The 22,699-nt window shown below is 75.8% G+C and carries 18 protein-coding genes; 7 read left to right on the forward strand and 11 right to left on the reverse strand.

What is annotated here, in order from left to right:
- Positions 1–2,004, forward strand: a 2,004-nt coding sequence (locus ACFWAR_RS30475; protein WP_385783973.1) for an ATP-binding protein, incomplete at its 5' end; no start/stop codon positions are given.
- Between the two features lie 271 nt (positions 2,005–2,275).
- A complete protein-coding gene (locus ACFWAR_RS30480) occupies positions 2,276–2,920 on the forward strand; it encodes a hypothetical protein (RefSeq protein ID WP_385783975.1) in 645 nt (214 codons plus the stop codon).
- Between the two features lie 67 nt (positions 2,921–2,987).
- On the opposite strand, the gene ACFWAR_RS30485 is transcribed toward ACFWAR_RS30480, so the two are convergent.
- Positions 2,988–4,883 carry an ABC transporter ATP-binding protein gene (locus ACFWAR_RS30485; RefSeq protein ID WP_385783978.1) on the reverse strand — a complete coding sequence of 632 codons (1,896 nt, stop codon included), beginning with the start codon at positions 4,881–4,883 and terminating at the stop codon, positions 2,988–2,990.
- 104 nt (positions 4,884–4,987) lie between these two features.
- Here ACFWAR_RS30485 and ACFWAR_RS30490 point away from each other — a divergent pair, with 104 nt between their 5' ends.
- Entirely contained in the window at positions 4,988–7,006 is a 2,019-nt protein-coding gene (locus tag ACFWAR_RS30490; protein WP_385783982.1) for an AMP-binding protein, read from the forward strand.
- Here ACFWAR_RS30490 and ACFWAR_RS30495 read toward each other — a convergent pair.
- Entirely contained in the window at positions 6,913–8,775 is a 1,863-nt protein-coding gene (locus tag ACFWAR_RS30495) for a GNAT family N-acetyltransferase (protein ID WP_385783985.1), read from the reverse strand. The genes ACFWAR_RS30490 and ACFWAR_RS30495 overlap by 94 nt on opposite strands.
- 103 nt (positions 8,776–8,878) lie before the next feature.
- Here ACFWAR_RS30495 and ACFWAR_RS30500 point away from each other — a divergent pair, with 103 nt between their 5' ends.
- On the forward strand, positions 8,879–9,301 hold the full coding sequence (locus ACFWAR_RS30500) for a DUF350 domain-containing protein (RefSeq protein ID WP_385783988.1): 423 nt from the start codon (positions 8,879–8,881) through the stop codon (positions 9,299–9,301).
- Positions 9,302–9,321: 20 nt separating this feature from the next.
- Here ACFWAR_RS30500 and ACFWAR_RS30505 read toward each other — a convergent pair whose 3' ends face one another.
- Both ACFWAR_RS30505 and ACFWAR_RS30510 read right to left on the reverse strand, forming a co-directional pair.
- Complete coding sequence (locus tag ACFWAR_RS30505) at positions 9,322–10,554, reverse strand: acyltransferase (protein WP_385783991.1); 1,233 nt, start codon at positions 10,552–10,554, stop codon at positions 9,322–9,324.
- Positions 10,551–11,582, reverse strand: coding sequence for an alpha/beta hydrolase (locus ACFWAR_RS30510; protein WP_385783994.1), 1,032 nt, complete (start codon positions 11,580–11,582; stop codon positions 10,551–10,553). Before ACFWAR_RS30510 ends, ACFWAR_RS30505 begins: the two co-directional genes overlap by 4 nt.
- Before the next feature lie 232 nt (positions 11,583–11,814).
- Between ACFWAR_RS30510 and ACFWAR_RS30515 the strand changes: the two genes are divergently transcribed.
- Entirely contained in the window at positions 11,815–12,549 is a 735-nt protein-coding gene (locus tag ACFWAR_RS30515) for a DUF6193 family natural product biosynthesis protein (RefSeq protein WP_385783996.1), read from the forward strand.
- A 25-nt stretch (positions 12,550–12,574) separates the two neighbouring features.
- Here ACFWAR_RS30515 and ACFWAR_RS30520 read toward each other — a convergent pair whose 3' ends face one another.
- Positions 12,575–13,255, reverse strand: coding sequence for a response regulator (locus ACFWAR_RS30520; RefSeq protein ID WP_385783999.1), 681 nt, complete (start codon positions 13,253–13,255; stop codon positions 12,575–12,577).
- Positions 13,252–14,544, reverse strand: coding sequence for a sensor histidine kinase (locus ACFWAR_RS30525; protein ID WP_385784002.1), 1,293 nt, complete (start codon positions 14,542–14,544; stop codon positions 13,252–13,254). Before ACFWAR_RS30525 ends, ACFWAR_RS30520 begins: the two co-directional genes overlap by 4 nt.
- 157 nt (positions 14,545–14,701) lie before the next feature.
- On the opposite strand from ACFWAR_RS30525, the gene ACFWAR_RS30530 reads away from it, so the two are divergent.
- Entirely contained in the window at positions 14,702–15,688 is a 987-nt protein-coding gene (locus ACFWAR_RS30530) for an AEC family transporter (RefSeq protein ID WP_385784005.1), read from the forward strand.
- 15 nt (positions 15,689–15,703) lie between these two features.
- Here the strand turns inward: ACFWAR_RS30530 and ACFWAR_RS30535 are convergent, their stop codons facing one another.
- Together ACFWAR_RS30535 and ACFWAR_RS30540 are read right to left on the reverse strand one after the other, a co-directional pair.
- Complete coding sequence (locus tag ACFWAR_RS30535) at positions 15,704–16,540, reverse strand: undecaprenyl-diphosphate phosphatase (RefSeq protein ID WP_385784008.1); 837 nt, start codon at positions 16,538–16,540, stop codon at positions 15,704–15,706.
- Positions 16,541–16,813: 273 nt separating this feature from the next.
- On the reverse strand, positions 16,814–17,881 hold the full coding sequence (locus tag ACFWAR_RS30540) for a phosphotransferase family protein (RefSeq protein WP_385784011.1): 1,068 nt from the start codon (positions 17,879–17,881) through the stop codon (positions 16,814–16,816).
- 148 nt (positions 17,882–18,029) lie between these two features.
- Here ACFWAR_RS30540 and ACFWAR_RS30545 point away from each other — a divergent pair, with 148 nt between their 5' ends.
- Positions 18,030–18,398, forward strand: a complete 369-nt coding sequence (locus ACFWAR_RS30545) for a hypothetical protein (RefSeq protein ID WP_385784013.1) — start codon at positions 18,030–18,032, stop codon at positions 18,396–18,398.
- Here ACFWAR_RS30545 and ACFWAR_RS30550 read toward each other — a convergent pair.
- The 3 genes from ACFWAR_RS30550 to ACFWAR_RS30560 form a co-directional block, all read right to left on the reverse strand.
- Complete coding sequence (locus ACFWAR_RS30550; protein WP_385784015.1) at positions 18,358–19,260, reverse strand: hypothetical protein; 903 nt, start codon at positions 19,258–19,260, stop codon at positions 18,358–18,360. The genes ACFWAR_RS30545 and ACFWAR_RS30550 overlap by 41 nt on opposite strands.
- 56 nt (positions 19,261–19,316) lie before the next feature.
- Positions 19,317–20,849: an FAD-binding oxidoreductase gene (locus ACFWAR_RS30555; RefSeq protein WP_385784018.1), complete on the reverse strand. Its 1,533-nt coding sequence runs from the start codon at positions 20,847–20,849 to the stop codon at positions 19,317–19,319.
- A 124-nt stretch (positions 20,850–20,973) separates the two neighbouring features.
- Positions 20,974–22,590 carry an IucA/IucC family protein gene (locus tag ACFWAR_RS30560; protein WP_385784021.1) on the reverse strand — a complete coding sequence of 539 codons (1,617 nt, stop codon included), beginning with the start codon at positions 22,588–22,590 and terminating at the stop codon, positions 20,974–20,976.
- Between the last annotated feature and the right edge of the window lie 109 nt (positions 22,591–22,699).

Genomic DNA, 22,699 nt, shown 5'->3' on the forward strand with positions numbered 1-22,699 from the left:
CGCCGCGGCCGTCGGCGGGCCGGGCGACCCGCCGCCCCGCCCGGCCGGTCGCCCACCGCCGCGGTGGACGGCGGCGCGGCGGAGGACTTCCCCGACGGGGTCCACTGGGCCGATCTGTCCCCCGTCGCCGACGCGCTGCTGCTCGCCGACGCCGTCGCCGACGCGCTCGGCCTCGCCGACCACACCTCCCGCTCCCTCGTCGACGCCGTCGGCGAGTGGATCGGCGAGCGCCGCCTGCTGCTCGTGCTCGACTGCTGCGAACACCTGGTGCCCGCCGTGCGCACCCTCGCCCGCGAATTCCTCGCCGCCGCACCGCACTTCGTGCTGCTGCTCACCAGCCGACAGCCGCTCGGGCTGCCCGCCGAACACGTCATGGAGATCGGCCCGCTCCCGTACGCCGCGGGGGCCGAGGACGCGCTCGCCCTCTTCCGGGCCCGGGCCGCCGAGGCCGCGCCCCGGGCCGCCGCCACCCCCTGGTCCGAGGGGCGGCTCGCCGCCGCCCGGTCCATCTGCGTGCGCCTCCAGGGGGTCCCCCTCGCGCTGGAGCTCGCCGCGGCCCAGCTGACCGACCACACCGTCGAGGAACTCGCCGACCGGCTGGCCCGCCGGATCGGCGCCCTGGCCACCGGCCGCCCCGTCCAGCCGCCGCGCCACCGCGCGCTGCGCACGGCCATCGGCTGGAGCCACGAGTGGTGCGAGCCGCGCGAACGCCTGCTCTGGCTGCGGCTGTCCGTCTTCGGCGGGCCCTTCGACGAGGCGGCGGCCCGCGCCGTCTGCTCCGCCGCCCCGCTCACCGAGGCGGACGTACCCGCGCTGCTCGCCGCACTGGTCGCCAAGTCCGTCGTACGGCGCGGCGCCGACGGCTCGTACCGGATGCTCGACGCGATCCGCGAGTACGGCGCGATGTGGCTGGAGGAGGTCGGCGAACAGGACGTCCTGCGGACCCGGCACGCCGTCCACTTCCTCGCCCTGGTGCGCCGGGCCGAGCGGGACTGGCTCGGACCCGGCCAGCGCGCCGGATACCGGCGGGTCGGCGCGGCGCACGGGGACGTCTGCGCGGCCCTGGACCACTGCCTGGTCGCCGATCCGGCCCGGGCCCTGGACCTGGCGGGTCGGGTCGGCTTCTTCTGGGCCTGCTGCGGATACCTGCACGCCGCCCGCGCCTATCTGGAGCGCGCCCTGGCCGCCGCGCGCCCCGAAGTGGTCAGCCGTGCGGTGCGGGTGCGCGCCCTGTGGGCCCTCGGGGTCACCCTGCTGCTCCAGGGGGAGAAGGAGGCCGCGCACCAACTCGCCGTCGGCTGCGAAGCCCTGGCCATGGCGCCGGGCGACCTCCACGGCGCCCCGGAGGGGGATCCGGACGGTGATCCGCGCCTGGCCCTGGACGCCGCGTACCTGCTGGGTCTGAGCCACCTCATGGACGGTCGGCCGCTCGCGGCGCGCATCGTCGCCGAGAACGCCCTCGGCGCGGCCCCCGGCACCCCCTTCGACTCCCCGGCCCGGCTGCGCTGCCACCTCGTACGCGTCTTCGCCCTCACCGGCATGGGCCTGTTCACCGATGCCCGCGCCGAGGCGGAAGTGCTGCGCGCCGGTTGCGCCGCCCGGGAGGAGTACTGGACCCGGGCCTACGCCGACTACCAACTCTCCCTGATCTGCCTGCTGGAGAGCCGTCCGGACGAATCGGCCGAGCACGCCCGCGCGATGCTGGAGAGCAAACGCGAACTGGGCGACAGCTTCGGCACCGCGCTCGGCCTGGACCTGCTCGCCGCCGCCCGCGCGGCCCAGGGCGACGGCCTCGGCGCCGCCCGGGCCTACGGCACCGGCCACGCCTACTGGCAGGCGGTCGGCCACCCGCAGCGCGGCACGCCCGAGCTCAAGGCCGTGCGCGAGGAGTACGAGCGCACCGCGCGCGGCGCCCTGGGCGACCGGGCCTACGAGGACGCCTTCCTGGAAGGCGTCCGGCACGGCCAGTCCCTGCGGGCCCGACCGCACCCGCGCGAGACCTGAGCCGGAGCCGCGGGGGATCCGCCGGGCCCGGCGACCGGCGCTTCCCGGCCCGAACAATCGTTCCCGGCCACGGCGCCGGACCCCGCGCGCGTGCGCCTTGTCCGGGTGCGCGTGCGGTGCGATCCTTCCGCCAAGGCGCTCGCCGTGCCGCCCGATCGTGGGGCCCGGCCCGTGCGGGAAGCGCGGCGGACCGCCCGGACCGTCCGACCGCGCGACCCGGTGGCTCCCCCCGCTCCGGTCCGCGACCAACGATCAGTGAACGGATGCCCACGTGACGAACCCCTATACGCGGCTGGCCGTCGCCGCTGCCGAGTGGGACGATCTCCATCCCCGCATGGCACCCGTGGCGTTGCGCCAACTCGCCCTGCTCCTGGCTTCGTTACGCCTGGCCAGTGGCGAAGTGGCCGAACGCGCCGCCCTGCTGGCCGCCCGGCTGCTGGGCGAGCAGCTGCCGGACCGCTTCCCCGGCGAGAGCCGACTGGCCCCGGCCGCCTCCGCTTCGAGCGCCGGACATCGCGGCTTCATCGCGGACGACCTGGCCGTCCTCGTCCTCGACGGGCACCGCATGGTCGGTCCGGTACTGGGCGAGCTGCGCGACCGGCTGCTCGCCGAGCCGGCCATCGGCGACGCGGAGGCGCTGGAGGGCGGCTGCGACCCCTACGCGCCGGGCCTCATCCGGCTGCGGGCTGCGGGCGGCTCGGTCCGGCTGCCGGTCTTCCAGTTCGCCGCCGACGGGCAGCCCGTCGCCGTGGTGCGCGAGGTGAACCGGCTGCTGGACGCGGACCACGACCCGTGGGGCGCCGCGACGTGGTGGCTCTCGCCCCACGCCTGGCTGGACGAACCGCCCGTGGGGCTGATCGGCGGCCCCGCGGAACACCAGCTGCTGGTGGCGGCGGGGTTGCCGACCGAGGGATGACGGCGGGCCCGGCCCCGGCGTGCGGGGTCGGGCGCGCGGGCCGGATCTCCGGTGGGGCCTCGCGGCGTCAGGCCCCCTTGACCGGCTCGCCCGCGCCGTCGGCCGCCGCGGCGAACTGGGTCCGGTACAGCTCCTCGTACCGCCCGCCCACGGCCAACAGCTCGGCATGGGTGCCGCGTTCCACGATCCGGCCCTCCTCGACGACCAGGATCTGGTCCGCCGCCTGCACGGTGGACAACCGGTGCGCGATCACCACCGCCGTCCGCCCCGCGAGCGCCTCGCCCAGCGCCTCCTGCACGGCCGCCTCCGAGGTGGAGTCCAGGTGCGCCGTGGCCTCGTCGAGGATCACCACCCGCTGGCGGGCCAGCAACAGCCGCGCGATGGTCAGGCGTTGGCGCTCGCCGCCGGAGAGCCGGTAGCCGCGCTCGCCGACCACGGTGTCCAGGCCGTCCGGCAGGGAGGCGACCAGCCCGTCCAGCCGCGAGCGGCGCAGCGCCTCCCAGACCTCCTCCTCGGTGGCCTGCGGCCGGGCCAACAGCAGGTTCGCCCGCACCGATTCGTGGAAGAGGTGCCCGTCCTGGGTGACCATGCCGAGGGTGTCGCGGATCGAGTCGGCGCTCAGGTCGCGCACGTCGACCCCGTTGAGCCGGACCGCGCCCGCGTCGGCGTCGTACAGCCGCGGCAGCAGCTGCGCGATGGTGGACTTCCCGGCGCCGGACGAGCCCACCAGGGCGATCATCCGGCCCGCCTCGGCGCGGAAGGAGACGTCGTGCAGCACCTGGGTGCCGCCCCGGGTGTCCAGGGTCGCCACCTCCTCCAGGGAGGCGAGCGAGACCTTGTCGGCGGACGGGTAGCCGAAGGAGACCCCGTCGAACTCCACCGTCACCGGGCCCGGCGGCACCTCCCGGGCGTCCGGCTTCTCCGCGATCAGCGGTTCGAGGTCGAGGATCTCGAAGACCCGCTCGAAGCTGACCAGCGCGCTCATCACCTCGACCCGCGCCCCGGCGAGCGCGGTCAGCGGCGCGTACAGCCGGGTCAGCAGCAGGGCCAGCGCCACCACGGAACCGGCGTTCAGGGTGCCGCGCAGCGCGTAGTACCCGCCGAGCCCGTAGACCAGGGCCAGCGCCAGCGCCGAAACCAGGGTGAGGGCGGTGATGAAGGCGGACTGGGCGACCGCGGTACGGATCCCGATGTCGCGCACCCGCGCCGCCCGGGCCGCGAACTCGGCCGACTCGTCCGCGGGCCGCCCGAAGAGCTTGACGAGGGTGGCTCCGGGCGCGGAGAACCGCTCCGTCATCTGGGTGCCCATCGAGGCGTTCAGGGCGGAGGCCTCGCGCTGCATCCGCGCCATCCGGGCGCCCGTGCGCCGCGCCGGGATCACGAAGAGCGGCAGCAACACCAGCGCGAGCAGGGTGATCTGCCAGGAGATGCTGAGCATGACGGCCAAGGTCAGCAGCAGGGTCACGGTGTTGCCGACCACCCCGGAGAGGGTGTTGCTGAACGCCCGCTGCGCGCCGATGACGTCGTTGTTGAGGCGGCTGACCAGGGCCCCGGTCCGCGTGCGGGTGAAGAAGGCGACCGGCATCCGCTGCACGTGGTCGAAGACCGCCGTGCGCAGGTCGAGGATCAGGCCCTCGCCGAGGGTGGCCGACAACTTCCGGGTGAACAGGCCGAGGCCCGCCTCCACCACCGCGATGGCGGCGATGAGCAGGGCGAGCCCGGTGACCGTACCGCTCTCCCGGCCGCCGACGATGGCCTCGACGACCCGGCTGGCGAGCACCGGGGTGGCCACCGCGAGCAGGGCCGTGACGATGCTCAGCACCAGGAAGAGCAGCAGCCCGCGACGGTGCGGCCGGGCGAAGGCGACCACCCGCCGCAGACTCTCGCGGGTGGGCACCCGGCGCTCCTGCTGGGCGTTGAGCGCGTTGTGCAGCGAGGACCAGGCGGTCATTTCCATAGACATGCGAGGAACTCTAGGACCTCAACCGAACTTGAGGTCAACGACCGGTGGAGAGCCGTTCCCGCGTACCCCCGTGGGCTGTCGGTGCCCGGTGGCATCATCGGGACATGAATCCGGATCCCGCCGCGAGCGTGCTCCACCACTTCCGTCGATGGGCGGGACGGGCCCCCGGAGCGCCCGCCGTCGTCAGCGGCGCGGTCGTCCTCGACTACGGGGAACTGGACCGCGCTTCCGGCCGCCTCGCGGCCCATCTGCTCGCCGTCGGCCTGGAGCCCGGGAACACCGTGGCCATCGCCACCGCGGACCGGCCGGAGGCCGTGACCGCGCTGCTCGCCGTGCTCAAGGCGGGCGGCGCCTACGTCCTCCTCGATCCGGACGAGCCCGCCGCGGCGCGGCGCCGGCTGGCGCAGGACCCGCCCGCCCTCCTGCTCACGCGCCGCGCGCGGTTGGCCTTCCTCGACGGGGGCGGCGGCCATCGGGTCGTCTGCCTCGACACCGAGGCGCCGCGGATCGCCGCTCGGCCGGTGGTGACGGACGGGGCGGGCGACCCCGCGGGCGGTGACCCGGCCGCGTTCGTCCCGACCGGGGATGCGTCGGCGCGCGCGGTGCGGATCGACCACGCCCGGCTGCTGGCCGCCCACGACGGCTGGGCCGAGGTCGCCGGGTTCACCCCCGAGGACCGACACCTGATCACCGCCCGCCCCGACCTCGGCGGATTCGCCACCGGGTGGACCCGGGCGCTGTGTTCCGGTGGAGCCCTGGTGCTGCCGGACCGCTCGTCCGCGAGCCCCGAGGAGCTGCGCCGCCTGATCCGCGACGAGCGGGTCTCCGTCGTCCACACCGACCCCGGGTCCGCGCAGCGGTTGTTCACCGCCGGGGACGGCGCGCCGGGCCCGGGCCGCGGGTCCGACCCCGACACCTGGTCCGTCCGCCTGGTCACGGTCACCGGAGACCGGCTCTACCTCGACGAACAAACCTCCCTGCACGCCGCGTTGCGCCCGGGCGCCCGCCTGGTCAATGTCTACGGCCCGGCCGAGACCGCGGGGGTCGGCACGTGGTTCGAGCTCCCCATGCTGGCGCGGCCGGTGGCCGGGCCCGAGGGGCTCAGCCTGCTCGGCGTCCCCTTTCCCGGCTGCCGGGTGGAGCTGGTGGGCGGCGAGGTCCGGCTCACCCCGCCGGACGGCGGCGGGGCCGTCGCCACCGGGGACCTCGCCCGCCTTCGCGAGGACGGGCTGCTGGAATTCGCCGGCCGGCAGCGGGACCGGGTGGTGACGGGCCGCCGGACCCTGGACACCTACCGGATCGAGTCCCTGCTGCGCGGCCATCCACGGATCGGCGGGGCGCTGGTGCGGGAGGTGCTCGACGCGGAGCCGGACGGGAAACCGGGCGGGAAACCGGTCGGGAAGCGCCACGGCTCCGTGCTGGGCCGTCTCGTCGCGTACCTCGCCCCGCCGGTCCGCGCCGAGGCCTTCGACGCCGCCGACGAGGAGCTGCCGGACGCCGGGGCCGTCGCCCGCCACCTGGCAGAGGCGCTGCCCCCGCAGGAGATACCCCGCACGGTGGTCCGGCTGCGCGCCCTGCCCCGCGACCGCGCGGGCCGCGAGGACCGCGAGGCCCTCCCGCTGCCGGTGGCACCGGGCGCCGCGCGGTCCGCCCGCGGCTCGGGCAAGTACACCGCTCCCGGCGGCGAGGTGCCCCCCTCGTGCGCGGTCGGCTGCGCGGCCGTGCCCCTCGCCCTGCTCGCCGCCTCCCTGACCGGGGTCCTCTGGCCCGGCTCGACCGACCTCGGCGGCGTCCCCGGCGGTTACGCGCACCTGTTCTTCGTCCTGTACGTCTTCGAATGGCTGTCCTTCGGCCTCGGTGTGGTCTTCCTGTTCGCGGGGCGTCGCCGGACGCTCGGCCGGGGGCGGGGCCGCGCCCTCGGGACGGCCGCGCACCTGGCGATCACCTACCTGCTGGTCGCCTGGTGGCCCCAGGACAACCTGTACCGGCTCGCCGCCAAGCAGGACTGGCCCCGCCAGGCCGCCCTCGTCTACGCCTTCAACGTCCCGCTGATGATCGCCGCCGGGATCGTCGCCCTCCACGCCACCCGCCGACCCCGCTCCGAAGGGGCCGCCGGGTCCTGAGCGGCTTCCCCGAACATCGCCCCGACGGCCGCCGCCCGGGCGCGCACCAGCGCCTCGGCCGCGTCCACCGCCTCCCGGGTGTGCGCGGCCACCAGCACCCCCAGCCAGGGCGCCGGGTCGAAGGCCGCGGTCGGGATGGCCGGGACGAAGACCGCGCCGAGCTCCGCGCAGCCGCGGGCCAGCGCGGCACACAGCTCCCCGGCCATGGCCTCGGGCAGCCGGGCCCCCAGCTCGACCCGGTCCATGATCCGTACCACGTGGTCCCCGCCGCGCAGCTCGTCGAGCCGGGCCTTGACGACGAAGGCCGCGGAGGGACCCGTCAGCCGCAGGTTCGTCTCGGTCGGCGCGAGGCGCCCCTGCCCGGCGCCCACGAAGTCCACGTCGAACCAGCCCCGGTACCCCGCCGCGGCCAGCTCGCGGCCCACCGCCCCGCCGAAGGCCGACAGCACCTCCCGCGCCCCGTCCGGAACCACTCCCGGGCCGACCGTGGCCCCGTGGTAGGCGGTGCCCACCACGTCCATCACCGCCGCGCCCACCGGATGGACACGGCCCGCGGCGTCCACGAACGCGTCGTACGTCAGGTCGCGCACCGGCGCGTCCGGGTCGTGCGCGTACTCCTCGGCGAGCAGCGGTCCGCGCGGCAGCCCGCGCAGCGCCGCCAGGGCCCCGCCCGCCGCGCGCACGCGCTCCGGCGTGAGCACCCGCGTCCCCGAACCCCCCACCCCGTGCTCCGACTTGAGCACGGTGGCGAGCCCGGCCCGGGTCCGCGCCGCCACCAGGCGGGCCGCGGCCCACCGGTTGCGCGGCCGCCACTGCCGGGGGACCAGTACGTCCGGGTGGCCGCCCGCCCGCACGATCCCGGTGAACAGGGCGTGCGAGGCCGCCTTCGATTCGTGGCGCAGCACCTCGGGGCGCCACGGCCCGCCCCCGGCCAGCCGGGCGAAGTCCGGGCTCTGCCCCCACGGCACCAGTACCGCCCCCGATCCGGTCAGCCGGGCGGCGAGCGCGTGCCGCGCCGCCACCGCGGCCGACAGCGAGCGGCGGTCGGGCGCCACCCCGTCGTGGACCGCCACCCGCGACCAGTCCAGTTGCCGCGCGACCTGCGCCACCCACCAGGCGGGCACCGGCCGGGGCAGCACCAGCGCGCCGGGGCGGGGACCGTAGAAGGCGGCGAGCGCGGCGTAGTGGTGCGCGGCGAGCTGCTCGCGGTCCAGGGAGGCGTCGCCGAACTGCGCGTTGTACTCGGCCACGTTGCCGAGGTGCACGGCGGGCCGGTCCCCGCTCCAGAGCGCCACCCAGGGCGCGGCCCGGCCGAGCCGCACCTCGAAGCGCACCAGCCCCGCCACCGGTGCGCCACCGGCCGGACGGGCCCCCATCGCCCGGTAGAACCCGGCGGCGTGCGGGTCGGCCCCGATCACCAGCGCCCGGCAGCCCAGTTCACGGGCCCGGCGCACCGCGTCCCGGTACAGCCGCCGCCCCACCCCGCGGCCGATGGCCGACGGTTCCACGAAGAGCAGCCCCAGTTCGGCCACGGGCGGGCGCCCTTCGAGCGTGGCGACGCCGAGCAGCTCCGGGTACGCCCCCGACGCCTCGGCGACCACGACCCGGCGCGAACCGACCTCCTCGGCCCGGATCGCCAACTCCGGGGCACGGGCGGCCAGGAACTCCTCGTCGTACCCCCAGTGCGCCTTCGACCGCAGCGCCAGCGCGCTGAGCGCCGCCGCCTCGTCCGGCCGGGCGGCCCGTACCCGCACCGCTTCCCGAACCATCCGTGCCTCCCCATCCCCGGCCGGGACGGCCGTGCGATAGGTTTTCCCTTCCCCACGCGGCTCCTCGCATCCCCTTTCCACCCACGCGGAGACAGGCCCCTCAATGAGCGACATCATCAACGGACTCGGCCGTACCAGCGCCTTCGGCGCCCTCGGCCTGGTGCTGCTGATCCTCGGCATCGTCCTGGTGGACGTGCTGACCCCCGGTGCGCTCCGCAAGCAGATCTGGGAGGAGCGCAACCGCAACGCGGCCCTGCAGCTCAGCTCGGCACTGCTCGGCGTCGGCGGGATCGTCTTCACCTCGATCTGGACCACCTACGACGACTTCGGCAAGGGGCTGCTGAACACCGCCGCCTTCGGCGTGCTCGGCCTGGTCCTGATGGGGCTGGCCTTCCTGGTCCTGGACCTCTTCACCCCCGGCAAGCTCGGCGCGATCGTGGTCGACCCGCAGCCGCACCCGGCCGTCTGGGTCACCGCCTCCTGCAACCTCGCGGTCGCGGCCATCGTGGCGGCCTCGATCTCCTGACCCCGCCCTCGCGCCACGCCTCAGGCCAGGCCCAGGGCGAAGACGGCGAACCCCGCCGACAGCAGGCCCGCCGCGGCGCGCCGCGCGGCCGTCGACCGGGCCCACGGCGCCTCGAAGCGCCGCGCGTAGCGGGCGATGAGCACGAGCAGCGCCGCGAACACCGGTAGCCAGGCGAGCCGCTGCACGATCCACAGCGCCGTGTCCGGGGCCGTCGTCAGCCCGGGGAGCCCGCCCAGGGCGGCGGCGGGCACGGCCGCGGCCAGCATCGCGCTCTGGTGCCAGCACAGGACGGTCATCGCGGACAGGTTGACGACGACCACCGGGGCCCACAGGGCCGGCCGCGCCAGCCACCGCGCGAGCCGGTCCCGGACCAGGATCGCCGCCCCGCACTGGGCCGCGGCCAGCGCCAGGACCAGCAGCGACGGCGGGTGCGAGTTGGTACGGGCCGCGCCCGGTACGCCGACCATGGACGCCGGGTAGTGGAAGAGCAGCAGCAGGACCGCGAAGAGCGCCGTGCCGCCCGCGCACAGCAGTGCGGCGCCGCGCCGCCCGATCCGGCCCTCGCCCCAGGAGACGCCGAGCTGGTAGGCGAACAGCCAGCCCGGCAGGATGTTCACCAGGGCCACCCAGGAGGGCACGGCGTCCGCGTACGGCCCGTAGCGCAGGAAGTCCACCACGGCCACCGACGCGAGCAGCGGCGCCGCGGCCCAGCCGCCGAGCCGCCGCGCCGCGCGCACGCAGTACGGGGTCAGGGCGGTCACCACCACGTACACCCCCACGAACCACAGGGGTTGGACCACCAGCGTCGCCCCGGTCCGCAGGGTCGTCACCGGCACCCCCGCCGCGTACAGCACCGGCGCGAGCACCGCCCAGACGGCGGTGACGCCGAGCACCGGGCGGCCCAGCCGGGCGATCCGGCCCCGCAACCAGGCCCCCGTCGAGCCCGCGCGGCGGTGGTAGGACGACGCCGAGGCGTACCCGCCGACCAGGAAGAAGATGCCGAGCATCTGGAGCACCCAACTGGCGGGCGCGAGCGCGGCGAAGGAGGACAGCGGGCTCGCGTTGTGCAGCGCGCCCGCGCCGTCCAGGGTGAAACCGCCCAGCATCCAGTGCCCGGCGGGAACGGCCAGCAGCGCGATCGCGCGCAGCGCGTCGATCGCGCGGTCACGGTGGGCCGGGGTGTCCCGATCGATGCGCCGGGCCAGGCGGCGCAGCCCCTCGACGGACGGGCCGGTGCGGGTCGCGCCGCTCATCGGGCCGCTCCCGTCGTGATCGCCGCGAAGGCCGCCAGGGACTGCGTCCCGGGGACGAAGTAGCCGGTGTGGCCCTCGACGTCGGCGGCCGGGACCCGCCGGGCGCCGAACGCGGCCGACGCCGGGTCGGCGCCGTGCCCGAGCCCGGCGAACTCGACGTTCGGCACGTCGTCGATCCAGTCGGAGGGGCCCTTGGCGGCCCACACCCGGGCCCGGGTCCCCAGCGCCGCCGCGCTCTGCGCGTGCATGCCGGGGGAGCCGACCACCACGATGTCCCGCGCGTCCGCCCGGCGGGCGGACAGCGCGCAGACCACCGAGCCGTAGCTGTGGCAGAACAGCGCGGGCCGCGCCGCACCGACGGCGTCGAGGCCCGCGAGGAAGTGGGTCAGGCGGGTCGCGCCGGCCTCCGCGAGTCGGCTGCGGGCGGCGTCGAACCCCACCCCGACGGGGGTGGTGTAGCCCGTCCAGGCCACCACGGCCGTGCTGCCGCCGCTGGCGGCGCGCAGCGCGCGGGCCATCCCGGCGGGACCGCTGTACGCCTTGCGCGGACGGTCGTGCGACCGCGCGTCGTTGTCGGAACCGGGCACGACCACGGCCACGTGCTCCGCGTGCGCCAGGTCCCCGAAGACCTCGACGACCTGCCCGCGCCCGCGCGGGTCGAAGGCGAGGACCTGCCGCTCGGCTCCGGCGAGGGAGAGGTAGCGGCCGTCACCGGAGGCCAGGATCGAGATCCGGTTCGCCCGGTACCGCAGGGCCACGGGCACGCCGTCCAGATTGCCGACGACCAGCGGGTGCCGGCGCACCAGGTCGTGCGCCTCCTGCGGGGTCAGCGCGGCGAAGAAGCGGGCCACCGCGCCCGGTGCGGCCGTGCCCGGATCGGGCAGCCCCGGCGCCGCCAGCCAGGCCGCGGTGCCGGGGAGCGGCCCGGTGACCGCCGGCTGCGCGTCGGCGGACGCCCAGCCGGCGGTCCCCGTGATGACGGCCGCCGTCAGTACGGCGGCCACCAGCGTCCTTCCGAAGCGGCGCATGCCCCTTCTCCTCTCCTCGTGTCGAGGAGGAAGGTAGGAAGAAGGTGGCGAACCGGGCATCGCACCAGGGAGCCAAGTGCACTGTCATACCTGGGTAGGGGGTGGAGGAGGGATCCGGTCGTGGCGGTGGTCGGTGGCCCGGCGCACGAAGCCCGTCAACGGGCCGCCCCGGACGGCCCCTTCGCCCCCGCCGCCGACAGGCACCGCCCCCGCCCCTGGCAGACTCGACGGCATGTCCGACACCCCGCCCGCGGACCGGCCACCGGCAGACCCGGTCCCCGCGTACCTGACGCACTATCCCGAGGTCCTCGCATCGGGCTCGCTGCGCGACGCCCTGCAGGAGGTGGCCGATCGGGCGGGCCTCCCGCTCGCCGTCGAGCTGACGGCCGCACCGGGCTGGCGCGTCACGGCCGCGCAGGTGACGGTCGGCGACCGCGCGGCGCAGGTCCTCATGAGCATCGGCGACCGCTCCTTCTCCGTCCACTGCTGGGCCGCCGGCGTCAGCATGGCCACCGGTCGGACCGAGGAGCTGTCCGACGTCGCCGGGGCGCTGCACTCCTGGACGCGGGGGCACCGCCTGCGGGAACTCGTCGCGCGGTGGCCGTTCCTGCGGACCTGGGAGCTGGCCGAGGCCTACGAGCGGGGCGACGCGGTACCGGCGCGCTGGCGCTCGCTGCGCGCCTCGGCCGAGCAGAGGGGCGACGCCGCGCTGCTGGATCTGCTGGGGGCCGCCTTCGCGGAGCCGAGGCTGCGGGTCCTGTCGCCGGGGCGGAGCCTGTGCTGGCTCACGTTCAGCCGCGGGGCCGCGCCGCCCATCTGCCAGGACCTGCCGCGGACCATGCCGGTCAAGGGCGGCGGCTACCGGATCCGCTTCGACGACGGCCGGCTCCAGGACGTGGACGATGCGGCGCGGGCCGTCCGGGTCGTCCTCGCCGCCCTCCCCGACGACGCCGTCCCGCGGCCCTGACCGCCGCGCGCGCGGGGGCGGGCCGTCAGGCGCCGTCGCCCGGGCGCACCAGCCCCGCCTCGTACGCGAAGATGACGGCCTGCGCCCGGTCCCGCAGGTCCAACTTGCCCAGCACCCGCCCGATGTGGGTCTTGACCGTCTGCTCGGCCAGCACCAGGTGCCCGGCGATCTCCTGGTTCGACAGCCCGCGCGCGATCAGCTCCAGCACCTCGGTCTCCCGCGGGGTCAGCCCGTTCAGCCGCAGTGCCGGATCCTTGCGGGGCGCGGGCCGCCGCTGCACGAAGTCCGCGATCAGGCGTCGGGTCACCGACGGCGCCAGCAGGGCCTCGCCCGAGGCGACCACCCGGACCGCCGCGATCAGGTCGGCCGGGGGCGCGTCCTTGAGCAGGAAGCCGGAGGCGCCCGCGCGCAGCGCCTCGTACACGTAGTCGTCGATGTCGAAGGTGGTCAGCATCAGCACCTTCGGCCGGTGCACCACCCCGGGCGCCGGCTCGAGCAGGGCGCGCGCCGCCGTCAACCCGTCCATCTCCGGCATCCGCACGTCCATCAGCACCACGTCGGGGTGCGCGGCCCGCGCCACTTCGATGCCGCGCCGGCCGTCGGGCGCCTCGCCCACGACGTCGATGTCCGCCTGCGCCGACAGGAGCGCGGCGAACCCCGCCCGCACCATGGCCTGGTCGTCGACGATGATCACGCGGATGGTCAACTGGATTCCTCGGCAGGGGGGTGCAACGGCAGGCGGGCGGCGACCCGGAAGCCGCCGTCGGGAAGCGGACCCGTGTCCAGCGTCCCGCCCGTCAACCGTACGCGCTCGCGCATGCCGATCAGACCGTGACCGGTGCCCGGCCCCTCCAGGTGCACCGGCGCGCTGCGGGCCCGCCCGTTGACCACGAGCACCAGCACATCGTCCGCGGCGCCCGCGTCGTGGCGCACCGACACCCGGGTCGTCGCCCCCGGCGCGTGCCGCACCACGTTGGCCAGTGCCTCCTGCACGATCCGGTACGCCGACAGGTCCACCGCGGGCACGGCCTCGGCCGCGCGCGCCGCCCGCGCCGTCATCGACAGCTCCACCGGCAGCCCCGCCCGTACGGTCGCCTCCACCAGCTGCTGCACCCGCGCGAGCCCCGGCTGCGGGGCCCTTTCGCCGTCGGCCCCGTCGCCCCGCAGCACCACGAGCAGCCGTCGCATCTCGCCCAGCGACTCCCGGGCGCTCGCCGCGATCGCGGTGAACTCCTGGCGCACCTCCTCGGACATGTCCGGCAGCCGGTACGGCGCGGAGTCCGCCTGCACGGTGATCACCGACATGTGGTGGGCGACCACGTCGTGCAGTTCGCGGGCGATCCTGGCCCGCTCCTCCAGCAGGGTGCGCCCGGCCCGTTCGGCCTCGCTGATGCTCTCCTGCTCCGCGACCCGCCGCTGCGCGTCGCCCACCCCGCGCAGCGCCCCGGTCACCACCAACATCACCCCGGCCAGGACGAAGAGCAGCGCGTGCGTGTTCGTCACCCCGTCCGGCTGGAAGAAGCCGATCAGCAACCCGACCACCCCGGTCGCCAGCCAGACTCCGACCAGTGTCCGGATCGACTCGCGCAGCCCCAGGCAGGCCATCAGCAACAGGTAGCCGACGATGACCATGGGCGTCCACGGCCAGGTCTGCCCGGTGATCCGGTCGGCGTGGACCAGCACGAGGGCGCCGATCGTGTCGGCCCCGAGCACGAGGCCCCACGCGAGCATCGGCCGCGTCGGCGCGAGCAGTAGCGGCAGGGTCTGGGCCACGCCCAGCGCGCCCGCCCAGCCGCCGCCCGCCTTGTAGTCGTTGGTGAGGACGGTGATCGTCGAGGGAAGCAGGCTGAGCACGGCGACCACGAGGACGGCGTAGGGCAGTCGGCGCTGCCAGCGCTTGGGGGCCTGCGCGAACAACGGCTCCGCGGCTCTGGCCGGGGTACGCAGTACCGCGGTCAGCCCGGGCGGGGGTCCGGACGTCTCTTCGCTTCGCATGATCCGTCCAGCGTAGTGCCGTCCCCCGGCGAACCCCCGCGGCCGCGACGCCGGTGGCAGCGCCGCCGGTGCCTCGTCGATCTTGCGTGGGGATAGGGTCTCGGTGGCGCCGGGGGACGACGTCACCAGGGACAGCGCGAGCGTCAGGGGTCGGGGCATGGGTTCGGTGGCCACGTTGGAGAAACTGCTGCCGGTCCTGCTGGCCTTCGGCTGCGGGGCGGTGCTCGCCAAGCGCAAGGTCGTACCCGCCGAGGCGTCCAAGGCCTTCGCGGACTACGCCTTCCTCTTCGCCGTCCCCTGCTACCTCTTCGGCAACATCTACGCGAGCGACCTCGGCGCCCTGTTCAACTGGCGCGCCCTGTCGGGCTACGCGGCCACCGCCGCGCTCGCCGTGCTGCTGGTCGGTCTCGCCGCCCGGGCCCGGGGGGTGCGGGAGCCGCGCGGAGTGGCCCTGCGGATCATGGCGGGCGTCCAGGTCAACACCGCCTATTTCGCGGTGCCCGTCTTCATCACCGTGTTCGGCACCGCGGCGCCCATCTTCCCGGTGCTGCTCTTCCAGGTCTGCGTGCTGTCCCTCGTGGTCATCTCGATCATGGAGCTGGGCCGCGCCGACGACGCGGCCGAGGGCGGCGCGGCCGGCGACGGAGCGGCCGTCGCCGGGGCCTCGGGGCCCGGGCGGCTCGCCCGGGCCGTCGTCGCCTCGCTGACCACGCCGCTCGTGCTCGCCTGCAACGCGGGCATCCTCCTCAACCTGCTCTCGCTGCCCGTCCCGAAGGTGGTGCTCGACGGCTTCGCCTTCGTCGGCGACAGCGCCTCGCCGGTCGCGCTCTTCGCCCTCGGCCTGCACCTCGGCGGTCTCGGCCTCGACGTCCGGGGCACGACCCGCGAGGAGATCGGGCTGATCGCCTTCAAGTGCCTGGCCTTCCCGCTGCTGGCCTGGGGCGTCTGCGGCGGCCTGTTCGGCGTCACGGGGGACTGGTTGAAGTACCTCGTGCTGATCGCCGCGATGCCCACCCCGCAGAACCTCTTCATCTTCGCCCAGCGCTACGACGTCGGCGTGGACCTCTCCGCCGCCCTGGTGATCAAGAGTTCGGTCGCGGCGCTGCTGCTGCTCCCGCTGTGGATCCAGTGGGCGGCCGCCTGAGCCGAGGCGCGGCCGTCAGGCGCTCAGCACACCGGTCCCGAGCAGGCCGAAGAGCAGGACGCCGACGGCGATCCGGTAGATGACGAAGGCGTTGAAGGAGTGCTTGGCGACGAACTTGAGCAGCCAGGCGATCGAGGCGTAGGCGACCACGAAGGACACCAGGGTGCCGACGGCCAGGGGAGCGAGGTCCACCCCGGCGCCGACCGCGTCCTTGAGTTCGTACAGTCCGGCCCCGGTCAGGGCGGGGATGCCGAGGAAGAAGGACAGGCGGGTGGCGGCGACCCGTTCGAGGTCCAGGATGAGCCCGGTGGACATGGTGGCGCCCGAGCGCGAGAAGCCGGGGAAGAGCAGCGCGAGGATCTGGGACGACCCCACGAGCATCGCGTCCTTGAGGCGCGTGTCCTGTTCACCGCGCCGGTGGCGGCCCATCTGGTCGGCGGCCCACATCAGGCCGCTGCCGACGATCAGGGAGCCGGCCACCACCCACAGCGAGGCGAGCGGTCCTTCGATCAGGGGCTTGGCGGCCAGTCCGACGACGACGATGGGGATGGTGGCGTAGATGACCCACCAGGCGAACTTGTAGTCGTGGTGGTGGCGTTCCTCGCGGTCGACCAGTCCGCGACCCCACGCGGAGACGATCCGCACGATGTCCTTGAAGAAGTACACGAGGACCGCCGCGATGGCCCCCACCTGGATCACGGCGGTGAAGGCGACGACGGCCTTGTCGTCGACGGGGATCCCCATCAACCCCTCGGTGATCTTCAGATGGCCGGTGGAGGAGACCGGCAGGAACTCGGTGACTCCTTCGACGATGCCGAGAACGACTGCCTGGCCTATGCCGATGGTGCTCAATTGCCCCGTCCCTGAGGTTGGTTCGCACGGATGACCCCTGGCCGTCTACAAGCGTGTAGAAGACGAGGGTGACTGTAGAGGATCCGCCCCGGGGCGACCAACACGCGACGGAGCCGGTGACCACGGCGGAGCGGAAGCCGGACCGCATGGCGAGGGGCCGCTCCCAGACACCGCTCTCGGGACACCGGCGCGGGTGCTGCACGGCGACGACTCCGACCACACCGTGCCGGTCCCTCGGCCTGCCCTCCGGGGACGCGATCCGAAGGACACGCCTTAGGGCGTCGGGGCGGTCCGTTCCGGGTCCGGGCGGGTCGAGGGGACGGGCAGGAGGTGCGGCCAGCGTGTCCGCATCCGGGCCCGCATCCGGGCCGCCAGGCGGGACAGCTCCGACAGGTCCGGGTGGTCCGCGCCCAGCGCAGTGACCACGCCGAGGCGGTGGGCCAACCGCTGGCGGGCCGTGGCCGTGCCCCAGGTCCAGTCCTCGCGCGCCGCCCGGGCCAGGTGGTCCCCGGTCTCCCGCTGGGCCCGCGGGACGAGCGCGTCCCCGCGCAGCAGCCATCCCGCACACGCGTCGGCGAGGCCGTCGGGGAGGTCCTCGCCCCGCTCCTCCCGCCACACCGCACGGTAGGCGGCCTCGGCCCGGGCCAGCAGCGGCGGCGCCGCGGCCGTCACCCACGCGCAGGAGGGGAACCCGATCCGCAGGTAGGCCAGTTCGGCCAGACCACTGCCCAGCGCGGCCTGTTCGAAGTCGACGAACCGGATCCCCGCCGGGGTGTGCAGGTCGTTGCCCGGACACGGATCGCCGTGCAGCAGCGAGTCCACCGGGGCCGCGGCGAGCCGCTCCACCAGGGCCGACAGCTGCGCCCGCGCCCCGGCCGGCACCTGCGCCCCCAGCGCCCCGGCGAAGCCGAGGAAGGCCGCGACGTCCTCCTCGCCCGGTCCCCGCCACCGCGGCAGGCCCGCCGCGTCCGCTCCGCAGGGCGCGGCCCCGCAGGCGTGCAGCCGGCCCAGCGCCGCCGCGTACTCCACGATCCACTCGGGCCCGGGCCGCAGGTGCTCCAGGTGTTCCAGTACGAGGACCCGCTCGACCGGATCGGCGGCGAGCAGCACGGGCGCCACGGGCCCGGCGGGCCGCCGACCGGCCAACCGCAGGGCGGCGACCTCCCGCGCGTACCGGTCCCGCGCGCCCGGCCCGGCGACCAGCTGCTTGATGACGGCCGGCCCACCGGCCAGTTCGACCCGCCACACCAGCGAACGCGGGCTGCTCTCCAGCCGCTGCGCCCGCCCCGGCGGCCCCAACCGGTCCCGCAGCCCGTCCCCGAACGGCAATCGCTCCGTCATCGCGCCCTTCCGCCTCGCCGACCCGCAGAACGGCCCCACACCACCACACCCCGGTGCTCCCTGACCAACGGATATCCGCGCGCGCCGCGCGGCCCCGACGCGTTCCCCCGCGCGGGGGAGCCTCGTTGAGAGCGGTATGGAAACTGGCGTGGAACTGCCGTCCGTCGCGGCGCCCGGGGTCGGCGAGCGGGCCGACGCGGCCGCCGACGCGGCCTGTCACCTGTACGACGCCGCCTTCCTCGGCGGCTGGAGCCGGACCGCGGCCGAGGACGCCGCCGAGACCATCGAGACCACCGCGCACGCGCTGGCGAACGTCCACCCGCGGGCCGAGGTCATCCTCGGCCCCGTGCACGCGGCCCTCGCCGACCTGCGGCGGCGGCTCGAACTGCCCCCGGCGGACACCGTCATCGCGCCGGGCGTGCCGCCGACCCCGCGGACCGTGGGGAACCCGCGGCGCACCCGGCGCGCCCACGGGCTCATCGCGCCGCGTCGACCGCCGTCTGGTACAGGTTCCTGACGTCCGTGCCGAAGTAGGAGCTGTACGAGGTGTCCGGGCCGGGACCGCCCGTCTTCCAGCCCCCGATGACCCCGATGACGTCACCGGTGTTGGTGAACCGGTCGAAGTTCTTCAGGAACGGGCCGCCGCTGGTCCCGCCGGGGTAGCCGGTGCAGTCGATCCGCAGGAACGATCCGGGGCTGGCCGGATCGGTACTGGTGAACCGGGTCGTCCGGTTGACGCACAGCCGGGGCCGGGCGGCCGAGGCCGGATAGCCGATCAGCCGCACCTCGTCGTGCTCGTACCCGTCGCCCGTGACCAGCCGGTTCCCGCCGACCGCGTCCTCGACCTCGGTGCCCTGGCTGTTCGGTCCGACCCGGGCGAAGGCCACGTCGAGCGTGGCCGCGAGGTCGGGCCCCTGCTGCTGGTAGCGCGGGTCGACCCACACCTTCAGCACGGGGAACATCCCGTACGGGCGGGGGGTCTTGGCCGTGTAGTGCGGTACGAACGCGACCTGCCGGGTGTCGGCGCCCAACAGGCAGTGCGCCGCCCCGAGCACCAGGTCCTTGTGCGGGGAGGCGACCACGCTGGCGGTGCAGAAGTACGCCCCGCCGTCCTTCATCACGAACAGCCGGCCGACCACCGGCACCCCGTCGAAGTCCTGCCCGTCACCGGGCCCGGCCGCCGCCGGGACGCCCGGGTCGCCGCCCATGACCGCGGCGGAGGCCATCCGGTCCGTGGTCCAGAAGGCCTGCGCGTCCCGGGCGGTCCAGTGGCCGCCGCCCGGCGCCCGGGTCCCGGCGGCCCCGGCCCCGGCGGGCACCTGCCCGATGCCCACCACCACGGAGGCCGCGGCCACCACGACGAGCGTCCGACGCAGCATCGCACCACACCGCATGCTGAACTCCTCTTCCCGCTGTTGACCGGACGGCTCAGGCACTAGACCCCCTGGGGGAAGTCGAAGAGACGGCTGGGGTCGTAGGCATGCTTGACCTCCTTCAAACGAGCGAGATTGCCGCCGTAGTACGCCTCGCCCCAGTTCGCCAGCTTCGGATCCGCGTAGTTCTGGTACGCGCGCCCGCTCGCCCACGGCCGCAGCCGCTGCCAGAGCCCGTCCAACCAGGCCTGGTGGCGCCCGACGTCGGTGGGCGAGGAGCCCGACGGCCAGTAGGCGAGGTACTGGGCGAGGAAGCCGGCGGACCGGTGGACGAAAGCGGTCGCGGCCGGATCCACCCGGCCCACCGCGCCCCCGCACACCCCGTCGAACTGCACCACACCGAGCCCGCCCGGGGGCACCGCCGAGGCGTAGCGCCGTACGCCGTCCAGCACGGTGGCGACGGCGTCCGCGGGCAGGCCCGACGCGGGCCAGAAGTCGGAGCGGGCCGCGTAGTCGTCCCGGCCGAGGCGCCCCTGCGGATCGTGCCCCGGCAGCCGCCCGGGCAGGTGGCACCCGGCCGCCGACTCCTCCCGGCAGCCGGACAGGGTCCGCATGGTGTCGCCGTAGGTCCGCACCTCCACGTGGCTGTCGCGGGGCCGGATCCCGACCGCGTCCGCCAGCCGGGTGAGCTGCTCCTCCAGCGCGCGGCGGCCGTCCAGGCAGAGCACCCGCACCGCGGTCGGCCCCGGCGCCGCACCGGGCTCGACCACGCATTCGACCTGGGTCCAGAAGGGGTCCGCCAGCGCACCGAGCCACCGCTGCCAACCGCGCAGCAGCGCGCCGGAGTCCGGCCAGGACCAGTGCAGTTCCGCGAAGGCGCAGTCCCCGACCGGGCGGGTGCGCAGCCGGAATTCGGTGACCACCCCGAAGTTCCCGCCGCCGCCCCCGCGCAGCGCCCAGAAGAGGTCCGGGTCGGTGCGCGCGTCCACCTCGCGCACGACCGCGTCGGGGGTGACGATCCGGACCCCGGTGAGCTGGTCGCTGGTCGTTCCGAAGGCCCGGCTGGAGACGCCGAGGCCGCCGCCGAGCGCGAGCCCCGCGATCCCGACGGAGGGGCAGAGCCCGGTCGGCACGGCCACGCCCCGCTCCGCCAGGCGCGCGTTCACGTCGCCGAGCCGCGCCCCGGCCCCGATCCGGACCTCCCCGGTGCCGGTCTCGACGGCCGCCATGGCACCGACGTCGACGACCAGGCCCGGTCCGGTCGAGTAGCCGGCGTAGCTGTGCCCGCCGCCGCGGGGCACGACGGGCACCGCCGCGCGACGGGCGAAGGCCACGCAGGTCGCCACGTCACGGGCGTGCGCGGGGTAGGCGACGGCGCCGGGCGCGATCGTGTCGTAGCGCGGTTGGAAGAGCCGGCGGGCCTCGGCGTAGTCCCGTTGCCCGGGGAGGACCACCTGTCCGTCGAGGTCCCGGGCGAGCGCCTCGAAATCGGCGGCGCGCCGCCGGTCCCGGTTTCCCGGTGGCCGCCCCGCCCCGACGGAGGCGAGAACGGCTGCGGCGGCACCGGCGAGGAGGTGACGGCGATCGAGGCTCATGTCCCACTAGTGCCATCGCGGCCCCCGATCGCCCGGGGGACAGGGCCGCGCACGGTCCCTGCTCCCCCCGAACGGCCCACCCCGGCCCGCCCCCGGCGCCCCCGGGGGTGTCCGACGCGCGCGGCTACCGCAGGGCGAGCCCCGCCGGTCGGCCCAGGGTCGTCCACAGGTCGCCCGGGGTGCCCGGATCGAGCCGCATCAGGGTGAGGGCCTTGGCGGGCAGCGGTTCGCCCAACAGGGCCAGCGCGTCCGGGGTGCGCTCCAGCGCGGGCGCGGCGGCGGCCAGGTCCTCGGCCAGCGCCCCGGCCGAGCCCGCCAACGCCCCCAGGGCCCCGGTCACCAGCGAACCGAACAGCTTGCGGCGCAGCAGCACCTCGTCGTCCGTGACCAGCCGCCCCGCCAGCGGCGGCGCCGGGATCCCGTGCGCGGCGAGCCGGGCCGGGCTGATCCGGATGTCGGCGAGGTCCCGGTAGACCAGCCGCAGTGGTTCTCCGGTTGGGGAGAGGACGACCAGCAGGTTCTGTCCGTGCGCCTCCAGGGCCACGCCGAGGTCGAGCACGCGCAGGCACACCGAGAGCGCGAGCCGGGCGAAGTCGGCCCGCCAGGCGGGCGAGCGGGCCCACCCGGTGCCCCCGAGCGCCCCGACCGGCACGACCCGTTCGCCCGCTCCGGCGTCGGCGTACCGCTCCGGCGGCTCGCGCAGCACGGCCGCCAGGTCCGGGCTGTGCGCGGTGACGGCGCCCAGGGTCCGGGTCACGTGCAGCCGCCCGTCGAGCCGGGCGGCCAGCGAGGTGGCGAAGGCCGACACCACCTGCGCGGTCTCGATCGAGTACGCCGAGACGTCCCGCACGGAGGAGGTCAGCCGGGTGCTCAGCGCCGTCTTGACCTGCGGGGTCGTCCCTCCGGGTGCCCAGCCGTCCAGCGGACCGCCCGCGACCGGGGCCAGCGAGCGCAGCGCCATCAGCGGATGCGCCGGGAAGCCCGACACCCCGCCCGCCCCGCCCGTCACGGCCGCCCCGGGCAGGCCCGGCACGTGCGCGGCCTGCCAGGGGTGCACCGGGATCAGGATCCGCGCCCCGTCCCGCAGCGCCGCGGGCCAGGCGCCCGTCACCAGGCTCGCGTCCGCCCGTACGGCGCGCAGGCCGAGGGTGACGACCGGCCGGTGCTCCGGCGCGTGGGCCAGTTCCTCGGCCACCGAGAAGCCGGGGCGGTAGCGGCAGTTGGGGTGGTAGGGGTGCCCGTCGACCACCCGCTGCTCCCACTCCCAGACCTCGACCGCGCGCCCTGTCCCCCCGTGCGCAGACTGCCCCGCGCGGGAGAGCGCCAGGGAGGCCGTGCTGCCGTCCAGCTCGGCCGCGAAGCCGGGGCCGTGCGGTACCCGCAGCGCCGCCATCAGATCCGCGGCGCGCCGGTGCGCCGCACCGTCGAGGTACAGCTCCCGGACGCGGTCGTCGTGCGCGTACGGGTCGGGGAGCGGCCCGTGCAGCCGGGCGCCGTCGGTGAGCAGCACGGTCATCGCGTCGCCGGACACCGAACGGCGCGCCACCCAGGGCAGCGGCTCGTGGGCCAGCGCCCGCCAGAGCCGGGTCAGGACGGCCGCCCGCGCGCCGGGCAGCGCGGCCGCGTAGGCCGGGCCGAGGGCCGGTCGTACGTCGCCCAGCCGGGCGGCGACGGCGTCCTCGGCGGCGGATCCGGGGGCATGACCACTGCGGTACAGGGCGGAATCCTTTCGGTCGGGCACGGCACCGGGCGGGCGGCTCGTCGCGCGAGCGCCGCGCCGGGTTCCCGTTCGTATTCTCCTCGGGCCATCATCACCCGAACGCCACGGCGACGGCCCGCATCGTCGATAC

This window comes from Streptomyces sp. NPDC059917, assembly GCF_042730635.1.
Classification (GTDB): Bacteria; Actinomycetota; Actinomycetes; order Streptomycetales; family Streptomycetaceae; genus Streptomyces.